The following is a 14106-nucleotide window of genomic DNA, read 5'->3' on the forward strand; positions in this document are numbered from 1 at the left end:
CAGATACGGGCCAGCCAGGGAACCGCGATGTTCAGCTCCGACATGATCCTCGATGCGACGCTGTTGCCGGCGATGCTGGTCGCGCTGGTGGCGGGGCTCCTGTCCTTCCTGAGTCCCTGCGTCCTGCCCATCGTGCCGCCTTACCTGGCCTACATGGGGGGCGTGTCCGTCACCGAGATGGCCGAGGCGAGGGCGGCACGCAAGCGGGCGCTGCTGGCGGCGTCGTTCTTCGTGCTGGGCCTTTCGACCGTGTTCCTGCTGCTGGGGGCCGCGGCCTCGACGCTGGGGCGGGCAATGCTGGTGTGGCAGGGGTGGTTCGTGCCGGCGGCGGGGCTGGTCATCATGCTGTTCGGCGCGCATTTCCTGGGAGTGGTCCGCATCCCGTTCCTGGCGCGAGAAGCGCGGATCGAGGCGGGGGACCGGGGGGGCTCGGCGTTCGGGGCCTATGTGCTGGGGCTCGCCTTTGCCTTCGGCTGGACGCCGTGCCTTGGGCCGATCCTGGGGACGATCCTGGGGCTCGCGGCGACCGAGGCGGATCTGGCGCGCGGGACCGCGCTGCTCGCGACCTATGCGATCGGGCTCGGCATCCCGTTCCTGCTGGTGGCAGCCTTCTTCCCGCGACTGGGCGGCGTCATGGCGGCGATGAAGCGGAACATGGGCTGGATCGAGCGCAGCTCGGGGCTCCTGCTCTGGACGGTGGGGCTGCTGATGCTGACGGGGCAGTTCACGGCCTTCTCGTGGTGGCTGCTGGAGACCTTTCCGGCGCTGGCGACGATCGGCTGACCTAGCGGCGGACCGGGGCGGGGACCCGGCCGCGCAGCGCCCAGATCCGCAGGCGGGAAAGCCGGCGGTGACCCTCGGGCGGCAGGCCGCGCTGCTCGATGAGCCAGATGGCGAGCCAACCGCCCAGTGCCGCGCCCGCGGTGTCCATCACGAGGTCGAGGATCGTGTCGGGCCAGGTCAGCGGCAGGTAGGTGTACTCGAACACCTCCCACGCCGCGCCGAGCCCCAGGCCGATGACGGTGGACCAGAGCACGAACCGGCCCTTGCACGGCGCGTGGGCGAGAAGCTCGGCCTTCCACAGCATGAACATGGAGCCCGCCATGATGACGAGCGGGTTCACGAGATGGAGCAGGACGTCGAACCACCAGAAGCGCCCATACCAGTCCCAGGCCCAGCCGCCGGCGCTGATGAGGAAGCAGGCGGTCATCACGGCCACGAACAGGTTCGGCAGCCCATGGGGAAGGACCTTCACGACCAGCATGGGCACGAAGAAGCAGGTGGCGATGAGGACCTCGTCCCAGCGGCCGAGCAGCGCCAGGGTCGCGAGCGCGGCGGCGAAGACCACCGCGCCGGCCCAGGACAGGGTGAGCCAGAGCCGGGCGTCGATCAGGGCGCCGGGCAGGGGACGCGTCGAGGCGATGGGGGCGGCGGACATCGGGGGGCTCCTTCCCCCGTCGAACGGCGGAGCCGCCCCTAGCGTTCCCCGAGCGCCCGTTCGAGCACGTAGACCCGGATCGCGGAGGCGAGACCCACGTCGCCCCGCGCCTCGTCGATCCGTTCGGCCAGGCGGTTGAGCGGTACGCCGTCGGCCGAAGCGAGGCGGCGGAACTCGGCCCAGAAGGCCTCCTCGAGCGAGACGCTCGTGCGGTGGCCATGCAGCGTGAGCGAGCGCTTGACCGGGCGCCCGCTCATTCCTCGTCGAACTTCGCCTGGTCCAGCGCCCGGCGCGCCTTCTCGGCCTGCGTGGCCTCGAGGAGGCGCTGGGCCTTGGTGCGGCCGTGCTTGACGGCGTTGGCGTCGGCCCGCGCCTTGTCAGCGGCGCGGTCGCGGGTCTTGCGGGCCTTGTTGAGGTTGACGACAGAGCCGGTCATCGGTCCTCCTCAGCCGGGGGCGATCATGTCCTCGGGGCGCACGACGCGGTCGAAGGTCTCGGCGTCGACGTAGCCGAGGTTGATCGCCTCCTCGCGCAGGGTCGTCCCGTTCTTGTGTGCGGTCTTGGCGACCGTCGTGGCCTTGTCGTAGCCGATCGTGGGCGCGAGCGCCGTCACCAGCATCAGCGATTCGCGCATGAGCCGGTCGATGCGGACCCGGTCGGCCTCGATCCCCACGACGCAGTTGTCGGTGAAGGCACGGGCCGCGTCGCCCAGGAGCTGCATGGATTGCAGGACGTTGTAGGCGATCATCGGCTTCATGACGTTCAGCTCGAAGTGGCCTTGGGAGCCCGCGAAGCCCACGGCGGCGTCGTTGCCCATGACATGCGCGCAGACCATGGTGATGGCCTCGACCTGGGTCGGGTTCACCTTGCCGGGCATGATCGAGGAGCCGGGCTCGTTCTCGGGCAGCTTCAGCTCGCCCAGGCCGCAGCGGGGGCCGGAGCCCAGCATGCGGATGTCGTGGGCGAGCTTGTAGATGCCGGCGGCGGCCGACTTGAGCGCGCCGGAGAGTTGCACGAGGGCGTCATGGGCGGCCAGCGCCTCGAACTTGTTGGGGGCGGTGACGAAGGGCAGGCCGGTGAGGCGGGCGAGGTTCGCCGCCACCGTTTCGCCCCAGCCCACAGGCGAGTTGAGGCCGGTGCCCACGGCGGTGCCGCCCTGCGCGAGTTCGTAGATGTCCGGAAGCGCCGATTCGATCCGCTGGATCGCCTTGGCGAGCTGGTGGGCGTAACCGCCGAACTCCTGGCCCAGGGTCAGGGGTGTCGCGTCCATCGTGTGGGTGCGGCCGATCTTGATGATGTCGGCGAAGTCCTCGGACTTGGCCAACAGCGCCGCGTGCAGGTGGCGCAGGCCGGGCAGCAGCACGTCGCGGGCGGTCGTCGCGGCCGCGACGTGCATCGCGGTCGGGTAGGTGTCGTTCGACGACTGGCCCATGTTGACGTGGTCGTTGGGGTGGATGGGCTTCTTGCAGCCCATCTCGCCGCCCAGCATCTCGATGGCGCGATTCGAGATCACCTCGTTCGCGTTCATGTTGGTCTGGGTGCCCGAGCCGGTCTGCCAGACCACTAGCGGGAAGTGGTCGTCGAGCCTGCCGGCCGCGACCTCGGCGGCGGCGGCGATCATGGCGTCGGCCAGCTCGGCGGGAATCGCGCCGCGCGCCTTGTTGGCCTCGGCACAGGCCTGCTTGATGAAGCCCAGCGCCCGCACGACGGCGATGGGCTGCCGCTCCCAGCCGATCGGGAAGTTCTGGATCGACCGTTGGGTCTGCGCGCCCCAGTAGCGGTCCGCCGGCACCTCGAGGGGGCCGAAGCTGTCGGTCTCGATCCTCGTCGCGGTCATCCTGTCCTCCCCGGTATACCGTCGCATACGCTACTAGCCTGCGGCGCGGAGGGGGGCAACGGGCCTACTTGCGGAACTTGTCGAGGCTGACCACCTGCGCGGCGCCACGCTCGCCCTTGGGTTCGGGCTTGGGGCTGGGGGGCGGAGGCTCGGGCTCGGGGGTCTGCTGCGAGGCGGCCTGCGTCTCGAAGCGGAGGCCGAACTCGACGGAGGGGTCGACGAAGGTCTTGACCGCGTCCCAGGGGATGTAGAGCGGCTCGGGGTTGTCGCCGAAGTTCAGAGTGACCGAGAAGCCGTCCTCGCCCGTCTCCAGGTCGGCGAACCAGTGCTGGAGGACGATGGTCATCTCGCCGGGGTAGCGGTCCGACAGCCAGTCGGCGATCTCGACGTCCGGGTGCTGGGTGTCGAAGGTGATGAAGAAGTGGTGCTTGCCGGGCAGGCCGTTGGCGGCCACGTCGGCCAGGACCTCGTGGATCAGACCGCGCATCGCGCGATGCATGAGGTTGCCGTAGTCGATCGAACGCGTCACGAGCCCTGCCTCCGGTTGCACGGCGCCGAGCATAGGGAAATCGGCGGAAGGGGGAAGAGGGGGCGGAGCGCCGTCACGCGAGCCCCGCGAGATGCAGCAGCACGGCCAGCGTGGCGACGATGCCGAGGGTCGGGACCATGCCGACATGGCGGCGCAGCAGGAGCCATCCCGCGACCGCCGCCAGCGCGGCCGCGACCGGCTGGAAGGTGCTCCAGACCGGGACGGCGGTGGTGAAGGGGCCGGCCTGGACGGTCGGCGCCTCGGTGAAGAGGACATGGAGCGCGAACCAGACGGACAGGTTGAGGATCACGCCCACCACGGCGGCGGTGATGGCCGACAGCGCGGCCCTGAGGCGCGGCTGGCCGGCGATCCAGTCCACGAGGGGGGCCCCGGCGAAGATCCACAGGAAACAGGGGACGAAGGTGACCCAGAGCGCCATGAGGCCGCCGGCCAGCCCCAGCGCGACGCTGCCCTGGTTGAGCCCGGCGACGATCGCCACGAAGGCCGTCACGAGGATCAGGGGACCCGGCGTCGTCTCGGCCAGGCCGAGGGCGTCCATGAGCTGGGCTGTGCCGACCCAGCGGTAGGCGTTCACCACCTCCTGCGCCATGTAGCTCAGGACGGCGTAGGCGCCGCCGAAGGTCACGACGGCGAGCTTGGAGAAGAAGAGGCCGAGGTCGGTGAGGAAGCCCTGCCCGGCCAAGGCCGTCAGCGCGACGGGGGTCCACCAGAGCAGGAGCCCCGCGGTCAGCGTCACGGCGAGCGTGCGGGGGTCGAGGCGCGGGGGCGCGAGGTCGCGCGGCGCCGTTCCGGCGGTCAGGGCGCCGTAGAGGCCGGCGGCCAGCACCACGAGCGGGAAGGGCACGGCGAAGAGGAAGAGCGCGACGAAGGCGAGGCCCGCCAGCACCCAGTGGTCGCGCGACCGGAGCGCGCGCTTGGCGACACGGAGGATCGCCTCGACGACGATGACGACCACGGTGGCCTTGACCCCCAGGAACAGTGCCTGGACCAGGGCCATGTCGATGAAGGCGCCATAGGCGAAGGCCAGCGCGAAGATCACCAGCGCGCCGGGCAGCACGAAGAGCCCTCCGGCGATCAGGCCGCCGGTCAGCCCGTGGAGACGCCAGCCGGCGAAGGTGGCGAGCTGCATCGCCTCGGGACCGGGCAGCAGCATGCAGAAGGACAGCGCGCGGAGATATTCCTGCTCGGACAGCCAGGGGCGCTCCTCGACCAGCTCGCGGTGCATCAGCGCGATCTGCGCGGCCGGGCCGCCGAAGGAGAGGAGCCCGATGCGAAGGAAGACGCGCGTCAGTTCGGCCAGGCTGGGGGACGGTGGAGTCACGAAAGGTCCTTCGCATCGGTCGGCGCTGCATCGGCCGCGACTCATGGTGAGGTCAAGCGACAGTCTGATGACAGCGCCGGGTCAGCCGGTCGGCGGCGTGAGCTCGCGCAGGATCTTGAGGCGGAGCGCGCGTGGGTAGTCGAGATGGCCGCGCGCCGCCATCACGAAGCCGTCGCTGGTCACGAGCTGGCGGCGGAAAAAGAACGAGATGGCGTTGCCCACGAGCTCGATGGCGAGCGCGTTGACGGTGACGCCGGCCGCCTGGGCCGCGTCGCGCGCCTCGGTCGTGTCGATCCCCATGTTGCGCTGGCCGTCGCCCGAGACGTCGATCACGTGGCGCCGGCAGTCCGGGACCTCCTCCAAGAGCGCGAGGGCCGCAAGGACGGCGTCGCCTGGCGCGGTGCCGGAATGGACGAAGGCGCGGGGGAGGGCGGCCGCCGCGGCGGCGAAGCCCAGGACATCCTCGCGCGTGGTCATGCGCCGCCAGGGGATCGAGACCTCCTGCTGGGTGATGCCGGACCATTGCAGCACCGACAGGGCCACGCGGTCGCGGATCAGCGCCTCGACGATGTAGGGATCGCTGAGCGCGCTCACGAGGCCGTCGACCTGAAGGCGGTATTCGCCCCGGTCCACCGAGTTCGACACGTCGATGGCGAGGACGAGGGCCGTGCCGCAGACCTCCTGCGTCCGGGCGGGGGCCGGGCCGAGCAGAAGGGAGAGGGCGAGGACGAGCCGCAGCACGCGCCCATGCTGCCCGAGAGCGGGGCGTTGCGGCAAGCGAAACGATGGGTAGGAAGTGCAGGCTTCTGTTGCCAGGTGCCTGCGAACCCCGCCTGAGGGGCTTATTCCCCAGGACTTTGGCTTTGGTCTCTACCGCCTAATTAGGCGGCGAGGGCCATCGCCGGAGCACGGTTGTTGTTGGCAACTATGCGTTGTGGACCGATAACGGTGGTACCTCACCGGGACAAAGCAAACACCTTTACACGTTCGTCGATCCTGTTTCGGCCCCTTACCGTCCCCCAACAAGGGATGATTGGTGGAGCCGCCGGGTACCGCCCCCGGGTCCGAACCGCTTATTCCGTGCGCGTTTATGCCCATAGTCCGGTTGCCCGGACGCCTCATAGATAGGACGGCGGGGCCGCGCGCACAAGGGCTCCTCAGCGGGGAAGCGCGGCGGCCTCGGCGGCGAGACGGCTGATCCCGGCCCAGTCGCCCGAGCGGACCATCGCCGCGGGGGCGACCCAAGAACCGCCCACGCAGGCGACGTTGGGGAGCGCGAGGTAGGTGGCCGCGTTCTGGAGGCTCACGCCGCCGGTGGGGCAAAAGCGCACCTGCGGGATCGGCGCCCCCCAGGCCTTGAGCACGGCGACGCCGCCGTTGCCTTCGGCCGGGAAGAACTTCTGGACGCTGTAGCCGCGCTGGAGGAGGTACATCGCCTCGGAGGGGGTCGCGGCGCCGGGCAGCATCGGCAGGTCGTTGGCCTCGGCGGCGTCGAGCAGGCGGCGGGTGAAGCCGGGGGAGACGCCGAAGGTGGCGCCGGCCTCCTTGGCGGCCTCCACGTCCTTTTCGGTCAGGAGCGTGCCGGCGCCCACCACGCCACCCTCGACGCGGGCCATCTCGCGGATGGCCTCCAGCGCGGCGGGGGTGCGGAGCGTCACCTCCAGCGCGGGCAGGCCACCGGCCACGAGCGCGCGGGCGAGGTCGGCGGCGGAGCCCGCCTCGTCGATCACGAGGACGGGGATCACGGGAGCCAGGGCGCAGACGCGGGCGGTCAGTTCGGAGGCGTGGTCAGGGGTCATCGCGGGGTGTCCTGCGTTGCGCCCGGCGGAGGCGGGCTCCGGCGGGGAGAATGGGAGTGAGGCGGTCAGAGGACCGCCGACGCGCCCTCCGTAGCGGGGCCGACGTTCCGGCGGAAGACCGCGAAGAGCTCGCGACCGAGCCCGTCGTCCTCGGCCTCTTCGGGAAGCGCGGGCGTCCGGCCCGAAAGGTCGGCGAAGACGTCGAGCCGGCCGGTCCGCGCGTCCAGCCGCACCATGTCGCCATCGCGCAGGAGCGAGAGCGGGCCGCCGTCCGCCGCCTCGGGGGCGACGTGGATGGCGGCGGGGACCTTGCCCGAGGCCCCGGACATCCGGCCGTCCGTCACAAGCGCGACCTTGTGGCCGCGGTCCTGCAGGACGGCGAGAATGGGGGTGAGGGCGTGAAGCTCGGGCATCCCGTTGGCCCTGGGGCCCTGGTGGCGGACGACGACGACGACATCGCCGGTGAACTCGCCGGCCTTGAAGGCCTGCTTGACGGCCTCCTGCGTGTGGAAGACGCGGGCGGGGGCCTCGATGACGTGACGCTCGGGCGCGACGGCCGAGACCTTGATGACCGCGCGGCCCAGGTTGCCCGACAGCTGCACGAGGCCGCCCTGGGGCTGGAACGGGTCCTTCGCGGGACGCAGGATGCGGTCGTTCTCGGTCCGGCGCGGCCCCTCGGCCCAGGTGAGGGCGCCGTCCACAAGGCGGGGCTCGCGGGTGTAGTGGTGCAGCCCTTCGCCCATCACCGTCACCACGTCACCGTGAAGGAGCCCAGCGTCCAGAAGCTCTCCGATCATGAACTGGAGCCCGCCCGCGGCATGGAAGTGATTCACGTCGGCGAGGCCGTTCGGGTAGACCTTGGCCATCAGCGGCACGCGGGCCGAGATGTCGGCGAAGTCCTGAAGGTCGAGGAGGACCCCGGCAGCGCGCGCCATGGCGGGCAGGTGCAGGACGAGGTTGGTGGAGCCCCCCGTCGCCATCAGCCCGACGATGCCGTTCACGAAGGCCCGCTCGTCCAGGATGTCGGCCACGGGGCGGTAGTCGTTGCCCAGGGCCGTGATCGCGACGGAGCGCTCGGCGGCGGCCGTCGTCAGGGCCTCGCGCAGGGGGTCGCCGGGGGGCACGAAGCTCGCGCCCGGCAGGTGCAGGCCCATGAACTCCATGAGCATCTGGTTGGTGTTCGCGGTCCCGTAGAAGGTGCAGGTGCCGGGGCCGTGATAGGACGCCATCTCGGCGGCCATCAGCTCGGCGCGGGTCGCCTCGCCGGTGGCGAAGCGCTGGCGGACCTTGGCCTTCTCGTCGTTGGGGATGCCGGAGGTCATGGGACCGGCAGGGATGAAGATGCCGGGAAGGTGGCCGAAGCTGGCGGCGGCCATCACGAGGCCCGGCACGATCTTGTCGCAGACGCCGAGATAGAGCGCAGCGTCGAAGGTGTCGTGCGAGAGGGCGACGCCCGTGGCCAGAGCGATCACGTCGCGAGAGAAGAGCGACAGCTCCATCCCCTTCTGGCCCTGCGTGACGCCGTCGCACATGGCGGGCACGCCGCCGGCGACCTGCGCCGTGCCGCCCGCGCGCCGGATCGCGGCCTTGAGGAAGGGCGGGTAGGTCTCGTAGGGCTGATGGGCCGAAAGCATGTCGTTGTAGGCGGTCACGATCCCCACGTTGGGGGCGCGGCCCTCGACGAGGGTGTCCTTCATCTCGCCCATGGCGGCGTAGGCGTGGGCCTGGTTGCCGCAGGCGAGGTGCGCGCGGCGGGGGCCGGCCTGCTGCGCGCGGGCCACCTTGTCGCGGTAGCGGCCCCGCGCGGCCCGGGAGCGTTCGCGGATGCGGTCGGTGACGGCGGCGATGGCGGGGTCGAGGAGCATGGCGGGTCCTTCCGGCGACGGCTGTCGTTAGCGCTAACGGTAGCCCCCATGTAACATCTGCTGTTAGCGCTAACAACCCTTGCGACCGGAAGATCCCGCCGGGACCTTCCGAAGCGGGGGCGGGCGCTGTATGGGGACGGGATGACGCCCTCGCATTTCTTCGAACCGCCCTATCCCGTCGTGCGCCTGAGCCCCAAGGCCGAGGCCCGCGCCATCCGCCACGGCTTTCCCTGGGTCTATGCGGGCGAGTTGGTCATGGACCGGCGGACCTCGAACCTGTTGCCCGGCGCTCTCGCGGTGCTGGAGGACGCCGAGCGGCGGCCGATGGGGGTCGTGACGGTCAACCCGCAAAGCAAGATCGTCGCGCGGATGCTGGATGCGGATCCCGGCGCGGTGATCGACGAAGGCTGGATCGCGTCGCGGCTGAGCCGGGCGCTGGCGCATCGGGAGGCGCTGTTCGACCAGCCCTTCTACCGGCTGGTCCATGCCGAGGCCGACGGGCTGCCGGGCGTGATCGTGGACCGGATGGGCGACCTTGCGGTCGTGCAGCCCAACGCCGCCTGGTCCGAGGCGATGATCGGACCCTTGGTGGAGGCGCTTATGCGCGTCACGGGGGTGAGCCGGGTCGTCAAGAACGGCTCGGGCCGGGCGCGGGGGCTTGAAGGGCTTCCCGAGGAGATCGTCATGGCGCGGGGCGCGGCCCCCGAGGGGCCGGTGCCGGTGCCGATGAACGGGGCAATCTATCTGGCCGACGTGCTGGGCGGGCAGAAGACGGGGCTCTTCTACGACCAGCGGCCCAACCATGCGTTTGGCGCGCGGCTGGCGCGGGGCGGGCGGATGCTCGACGTGTTCTCCCATGTGGGCGGCTTCGGGCTCGCGGGGCTGGCCCACGGGGCGGAGCACGCGACCTGCGTGGACGCCTCGGCGGCGGCGCTGGCGCTCGCCAGGGGCGGGGCCGAGGCGATGGGGATGGGCGAGCGCCTGAGCACCCGGCAGGGCGACGCCTTCGACGCGATGGAGCAGCTTGCCGCCGAGGGCGCGCGCTTCGACGTGGTGGTCTGCGATCCGCCGGCTTTCGCGCCGTCGAAGAACGCGCTGGACGCGGGGCTGAGGGCCTATGAGCGGGTGGCGAAGCTGGCCGCGCCGCTGGTGCGCGAGGGGGGCTATCTCGGGCTCTGCTCGTGCTCGCACGCGGCGGACCTGTCGAAGTTCCGGGCGGCGAGCGCGCGGGGGATCGGGCGCGCGGGGCGGCGGGGGCAGATCGTCTGGACGGGCTATGCCGGGCCGGACCATCCGACACTGCCGCATCTGGCCGAGTCGGGCTACCTCAAGACGCTGTTCTTCCGGCTGTGACGCCGCAGCGGGTCCTGCTGGACGCCTGCGTCCTTTACCCGACCGTGATGCGGGAGATCCTGCTCGGCGCGGCGGCGGAGGGGCTGTTCCGGCCGCTCTGGTCCGAGCGGCTGCTGGAGGAATGGGCGCGGGCGGCGGCGCGGCTGGGGCCCGAGGGCGAGGCGGTGGCGCGGGGCGAGATCGCGGTGGTGCAGGCGGCGTTCCCTCAGGCGATGGTGCGCGGCTTCGAGGGGCTGGAGCGACGGCTGCGGCTGCCCGACCCGGACGACGTGCACGTGCTGGCGGCGGCGGTGGCGGGGTCGGCGGATGCGATCGTGACCATGAACGCCAAGGACTTTCCGCGCGGGCTGCTGGCGGAGGAGGGGCTGAAGCGGCTCGACCCGGACCAGTTCCTGACCGGGCTGGCCGAGGCGGCGCCCGAGGCCATGGCGCGGGTCGTCGGGCGCTCGGTCGCCGAGGCCGTGCGGCTGTCGGGCGAGCCCTGGACGGCGCGGACGCTGCTGAAGAAGGCGCGGCTGCACCGGCTGGCCAAGACGCTGGAGCGGCTCAGCGGGTGAGGATCATCTCGCCGTTCGCGATCTCGAGCCGCGAGAAGAGGTGGAGATAGGTCATCCCGAGGAGGGAGGAGCCGAGGTCGCCTTCGGTCACCACGGCGGGCACGTCCTGGTCGGTGATGCCTTCGAGCCGGACCTCGTCGAGCGTGATCCGCGCGGTGCGGACCTGGCCGTTGGCGGTGCCGGCGAGGCCCAGATAGGCGAGTCCGTCGGGGTCGATGCCGACGCGGCGGGCGTCGTCGCGGGACAGCACGAGGTCGGTCGCGCCGGTGTCCACGGTGAAGACCACCGGCGTGCCGTTGACGTCGAGCGTCAGGTAGTAGTGCCCGTTCATGGCGCGCGGCACGGCGATGGCCTGGCCGCCCTGGGGCGAGACCAGCGCCTGCTGGGTGGGAACCACCGCCGAGCGGATCTCGGGCCAGAGGCCGAAGGCGGCGATGACGCCCAGGAAGATCAGGACCCAGAGCGCGGCCTGCGTGAGCACCTGCCCCAGCCGCCCGCGCGAGACGACGAGATAGGAGCCCGTCAGGAGGACGAGAAGGAGCCCGAGGTAAAGGAGGCTGGCGGTGTCGTCGGCGGACATGAGGCGAATATGGGGCGGAAAGCGCCCGCCACAAAGGGGTCACGTGCGGCGGGCCACGGTTCCGTGCGGCGGGCGGGAGGTCGAGGGGAGCGGAGCGTCTCCGCCGCGTCTGGGGGCACGGGGCGGACGGTCTCCGGGGCTGCCGGCGGGACGCCACTCCGGGCCGGCAGGGGGCGCGTCCTCGACGCGCGGCGGCTGGGGGGTGGCTGCCCCAGATGGTCCGACGGCACGCGGGCCGGGTTCCTGAAAAGAGCGGCCACGAAGATGTCGTCCGAAGGCGGGAGAGCAATGTCCCGCAGGCGGTCTCGTGGCGATGCGTGCGGGATCAGGGTGCGGGACAGAGGTTAACGGTTTCTGACAGCACCGAACGGTCCTGCCCCGCTTCGCGCAACACTCCGCGACGGGCCGGCGGACCACGGTGGAGCAGGGTCACGCGCCGCGGTCCATCTCGTGCATGGACCAGAGATAGCCGACCCAGGCTCCCTTGGAGAGGCGGAGCACCGCGAGCGTCAGGACGGTGATCGCGGCCGTCAGGATCAGCGCGAGCGTCAGGGGATCGGGGCGCAGCGCCACGTAGCTCCAGCCCAGGATGGGGATGAGGAGGAGCCCCACCACGCTGATGGTGATGAAGGCCGGGCCGTCGGCGGCGCGGTAGCGGCCCAGGGGCTCGCGGCAGTGGGGGCATTCGGGGTTGATGCGGAGGAAGCCCGCGAAGAGCCGGCCCGTGCCGCAGTTGGGGCAGCGGCCCAGAAGGCCGCGCCGCATGGCCTGTCCGCTGTCGCGGGGGGCGGGACCGTCCGTCATGGGGCACCTCGGGCCGGGGCTCGGAGGCGGGAACGCCGGGAGGGCGGGGCTGTTCCGGCGGGGCCGCCCTCCCGCAGTGGTGCCTAGGCCGTCTCGGCGGCGTCCAGCTTCTCCTGGGCGGCCATCCACAGCTCCTCGGCGCGGTGGAGGCCGTCCATGACCTCGGCGTATTTCTTGTTCCAGGTCTCCAGCTCGCCCTTGCGGGCGTCCTCGTAAAGCTCGGGGTCGGAGAGCTTCTTCGCCAGCTTGTCCCGCATGTCGTTGATCTTGGCGAGGCGTTCCTCGCATTTGCGGACCTCGGAGCGGAGGGCGAGGATCGCGTCGCGCGAGGGGCGGGGCGCCTTGGGCTTCTCGGGCTTGGCCTCGGCGGGCTTGTCGCCGGCGAGGAGCATGGCGCGGTAGGCCTCCAGGTCCTCGTCGTAGGCGCGCACGCGCCCGCCTTTCACCAGCCACAGCCGGTCCGCCACCATCGACAGCAGGTGCATGTCGTGGCTGACCAGGATCACCGCGCCGTTGTAGGCGGCGAGCGCCTCGACCAGGGCCTCGCGGCTTTCGATGTCGAGATGGTTGGTCGGCTCGTCGAGGATGAGGAGCTGGGGGGCGTCGATGGTGGCGAGGAGGAGCGACAGGCGCGCCTTCTGGCCCCCCGAGAGGCGGCCCACGACGGTCTCGGCCTGCGCGGCCAGGAGGCCGAAGCCGGCGAGGCGGGCGCGGAGCTTGGACTGATGCTCGTCGGGGCGCAGGCGCTGGAGGTGCTGGAGCGGCGTCTCGTCGACGTGAAGCTCGTCCACCTGATGCTGGGCGAAGAAGCCGATGCGCAGCTTGTTGGAGCGCGTGAGGCGTCCGCGCGCCAGCGGCAGGCGGGCGGAGAGCGCCTTGGCGAGCGTCGTCTTGCCCTCGCCGTTGCGACCCAGGAGCGCGATGCGGTCGTCCTGGTCGATGCGCAGGTTGAGGCCGTGCAGCACGATGTGGTTGCCGTAGCCGACTGCCGCGTCCTCGGTGACGATGATGGGCGGGCTCAGCTCCTCGGGCTCGGGGAAGGTGAAGACGGTGCGGGCGTCGTCCTCGGGGAGGCGGATCGTCTCCATCTTGGCGAGCATCTTGACGCGGGACTGGGCCTGCTTGGCCTTGGAGGCCTTGGCCTTGAAGCGGTCCACGAAGGCCTGGAGATGGGCGCGGCGCTCCTCCTGCTTCTTGGATTGCGCGACGAGGTTGGCGCGCTGCTCGGCCCGCTGGCGGGCGAACTGGTCGTAGGGGCCGTTCCAGTAGGTGAGCTTCTTCTCGGACAGGTGGAGGATGCCGGTGACGGAGCGGTTCAGGAGCTCCCGGTCGTGCGAGACGATGAGCACCGTGTGGGGGTACTTGACGAGGTAGGATTCGAGCCAGAGGGCTCCTTCGAGGTCGAGGTAGTTCGTGGGCTCGTCGAGGAGGAGGAGGTCGGGCTGGGCGAAGAGCACGGCGGCGAGGGCCACGCGCATCCGCCAGCCGCCCGAGAAGTCGGAGCAGGGCTGGCGCGTCTCCTCGTCCGTGAAGCCCAGGCCCTTGAGGATGCCGGTGGCGCGCGCCTCGCCGGACCAGGCGTCGATGTCGGCGAGCCGCGTCTGGATCTCGGCGATGCGGTGGGGATCCCTGGCCGTGTCGGCCTCCTTGAGGAGCGACGCGCGCTCGGTGTCGGCGGCCAGCACCGTGTCGAGGAGCGAGACCTCGTTGCCGGGAACCTCCTGCGCGACGCCGCCGATGCGGGCGCCCTTGGGGACCTCGATGCTGCCGGTGTCGAGCGTGAGCTCGCCCCGGATCAGGCGGAAGAGCGTGGTCTTGCCGGTGCCGTTGCGGCCCACGAGGCCGACCTTGTGGCCGGTGGGGATGGTGGCCGAGGCGTGCTCGATCAGGGGGCGCCCTTCGACCGAGTAGGAGATGTCGTCGAGGCGGAGCATCAAGGCTGTCCTTTGGAAACGGGCGGGCGACCTTTGCCGCAAGGAGGGGCGGGGCGTCAACCGGACAG

General features: G+C 71.2%; 15 protein-coding genes and 1 other RNA gene. 3 read left to right on the forward strand and 13 right to left on the reverse strand.

Features of this window, described 5'->3' with window-relative positions; all coding sequences use genetic code 11:
- Window positions 1-27: 27 nt before the first annotated feature.
- Window positions 28-783: a cytochrome c biogenesis CcdA family protein gene (locus FHG71_RS07905; RefSeq protein ID WP_139081094.1), complete on the forward strand. Its 756-nt coding sequence runs from the start codon at window positions 28-30 to the stop codon at window positions 781-783.
- Window position 784: 1 nt separating this feature from the next.
- On the opposite strand, the gene FHG71_RS07910 is transcribed toward FHG71_RS07905, so the two are convergent.
- From FHG71_RS07910 to edd, 10 genes are all read right to left on the reverse strand, one after another.
- Window positions 785-1438 carry a hypothetical protein gene (locus FHG71_RS07910; protein ID WP_139081095.1) on the reverse strand — a complete coding sequence of 218 codons (654 nt, stop codon included), beginning with the start codon at window positions 1436-1438 and terminating at the stop codon, window positions 785-787.
- Between the two features lie 38 nt (window positions 1439-1476).
- Window positions 1477-1695, reverse strand: a complete 219-nt coding sequence (locus tag FHG71_RS07915) for a ribbon-helix-helix domain-containing protein (RefSeq protein ID WP_139081096.1) — start codon at window positions 1693-1695, stop codon at window positions 1477-1479.
- Window positions 1692-1874 (reverse strand): DUF4169 family protein, encoded by a 183-nt coding sequence (locus FHG71_RS07920; protein ID WP_139081097.1) that lies wholly within the window; start codon window positions 1872-1874, stop codon window positions 1692-1694. The genes FHG71_RS07915 and FHG71_RS07920 overlap by 4 nt, the downstream gene beginning before the upstream one ends.
- 9 nt (window positions 1875-1883) lie before the next feature.
- A complete protein-coding gene (gene fumC, locus FHG71_RS07925) occupies window positions 1884-3275 on the reverse strand; it encodes a class II fumarate hydratase (protein ID WP_139081098.1) in 1392 nt (463 codons plus the stop codon).
- A 64-nt stretch (window positions 3276-3339) separates the two neighbouring features.
- Entirely contained in the window at window positions 3340-3804 is a 465-nt protein-coding gene (locus FHG71_RS07930; protein ID WP_139081099.1) for an SspB family protein, read from the reverse strand.
- Window positions 3805-3877: 73 nt separating this feature from the next.
- Entirely contained in the window at window positions 3878-5146 is a 1269-nt protein-coding gene (chrA, locus tag FHG71_RS07935) for a chromate efflux transporter (RefSeq protein ID WP_246045381.1), read from the reverse strand.
- 81 nt (window positions 5147-5227) lie between these two features.
- Window positions 5228-5887, reverse strand: a complete 660-nt coding sequence (locus FHG71_RS07940) for a DUF1194 domain-containing protein (RefSeq protein ID WP_139081101.1) — start codon at window positions 5885-5887, stop codon at window positions 5228-5230.
- Between the two features lie 54 nt (window positions 5888-5941).
- Window positions 5942-6300: a transfer-messenger RNA gene (gene ssrA, locus FHG71_RS07945) on the reverse strand.
- A gap of 3 nt (window positions 6301-6303) precedes the next feature.
- Window positions 6304-6945, reverse strand: coding sequence for a bifunctional 4-hydroxy-2-oxoglutarate aldolase/2-dehydro-3-deoxy-phosphogluconate aldolase (gene eda / locus FHG71_RS07950; RefSeq protein WP_139081102.1), 642 nt, complete (start codon window positions 6943-6945; stop codon window positions 6304-6306).
- 65 nt (window positions 6946-7010) lie between these two features.
- Window positions 7011-8810: a phosphogluconate dehydratase gene (gene edd, locus FHG71_RS07955; RefSeq protein WP_139081103.1), complete on the reverse strand. Its 1800-nt coding sequence runs from the start codon at window positions 8808-8810 to the stop codon at window positions 7011-7013.
- Window positions 8811-8951: 141 nt separating this feature from the next.
- Between edd and FHG71_RS07960 the strand changes: the two genes are divergently transcribed.
- Window positions 8952-10163: an RSP_2647 family RNA methyltransferase gene (locus FHG71_RS07960; protein ID WP_139081104.1), complete on the forward strand. Its 1212-nt coding sequence runs from the start codon at window positions 8952-8954 to the stop codon at window positions 10161-10163.
- Window positions 10160-10720 (forward strand): RSP_2648 family PIN domain-containing protein, encoded by a 561-nt coding sequence (locus FHG71_RS07965; RefSeq protein WP_281281958.1) that lies wholly within the window; start codon window positions 10160-10162, stop codon window positions 10718-10720. The genes FHG71_RS07960 and FHG71_RS07965 overlap by 4 nt, the downstream gene beginning before the upstream one ends.
- Here FHG71_RS07965 and FHG71_RS07970 read toward each other — a convergent pair.
- The 3 genes from FHG71_RS07970 to FHG71_RS07980 all read right to left on the reverse strand — a co-directional run bounded on the left by FHG71_RS07970 (window position 10710) and on the right by FHG71_RS07980 (window position 14038).
- The gene (locus tag FHG71_RS07970) at window positions 10710-11300 is read right to left on the reverse strand and encodes a retropepsin-like aspartic protease family protein (RefSeq protein WP_139081105.1); all 591 of its coding nucleotides are present in this window, start codon (window positions 11298-11300) and stop codon (window positions 10710-10712) included. The two genes, FHG71_RS07965 and FHG71_RS07970, sit on opposite strands and share 11 nt — an antisense overlap.
- Before the next feature lie 429 nt (window positions 11301-11729).
- Window positions 11730-12104 (reverse strand): DUF983 domain-containing protein, encoded by a 375-nt coding sequence (locus FHG71_RS07975; RefSeq protein WP_139081106.1) that lies wholly within the window; start codon window positions 12102-12104, stop codon window positions 11730-11732.
- 83 nt (window positions 12105-12187) lie between these two features.
- Window positions 12188-14038 carry an ABC-F family ATP-binding cassette domain-containing protein gene (locus FHG71_RS07980; protein WP_139081107.1) on the reverse strand — a complete coding sequence of 617 codons (1851 nt, stop codon included), beginning with the start codon at window positions 14036-14038 and terminating at the stop codon, window positions 12188-12190.
- Between the last annotated feature and the right edge of the window lie 68 nt (window positions 14039-14106).

The sequence above is a fragment of the Rubellimicrobium roseum genome (genome assembly GCF_006152145.1).
GTDB lineage: Bacteria > Pseudomonadota > Alphaproteobacteria > Rhodobacterales > Rhodobacteraceae > Rubellimicrobium > Rubellimicrobium roseum.

Bases quoted from the DNA above. Each gene is read 5' to 3' on its own strand.
- eda (WP_139081102.1), bottom strand. From the start codon at position 6,945: ATGACCCCTGACCACGCCTCCGAACTGACCGCCCGCGTCTGCGCCCTG.
- FHG71_RS07920 (WP_139081097.1), bottom strand. From the start codon at position 1,874: ATGACCGGCTCTGTCGTCAACCTCAACAAGGCCCGCAAGACCCGCGAC.
- FHG71_RS07915 (WP_139081096.1), bottom strand. From the start codon at position 1,695: ATGAGCGGGCGCCCGGTCAAGCGCTCGCTCACGCTGCATGGCCACCGC.
- FHG71_RS07910 (WP_139081095.1), bottom strand. From the start codon at position 1,438: ATGTCCGCCGCCCCCATCGCCTCGACGCGTCCCCTGCCCGGCGCCCTG.
- FHG71_RS07970 (WP_139081105.1), bottom strand. From the start codon at position 11,300: ATGTCCGCCGACGACACCGCCAGCCTCCTTTACCTCGGGCTCCTTCTC.
- FHG71_RS07980 (WP_139081107.1), bottom strand. From the start codon at position 14,038: ATGCTCCGCCTCGACGACATCTCCTACTCGGTCGAAGGGCGCCCCCTG.
- FHG71_RS07960 (WP_139081104.1), top strand. From the start codon at position 8,952: ATGACGCCCTCGCATTTCTTCGAACCGCCCTATCCCGTCGTGCGCCTG.
- FHG71_RS07975 (WP_139081106.1), bottom strand. From the start codon at position 12,104: ATGACGGACGGTCCCGCCCCCCGCGACAGCGGACAGGCCATGCGGCGC.
- fumC (WP_139081098.1), bottom strand. From the start codon at position 3,275: ATGACCGCGACGAGGATCGAGACCGACAGCTTCGGCCCCCTCGAGGTG.
- FHG71_RS07905 (WP_139081094.1), top strand. From the start codon at position 28: ATGTTCAGCTCCGACATGATCCTCGATGCGACGCTGTTGCCGGCGATG.
- edd (WP_139081103.1), bottom strand. From the start codon at position 8,810: ATGCTCCTCGACCCCGCCATCGCCGCCGTCACCGACCGCATCCGCGAA.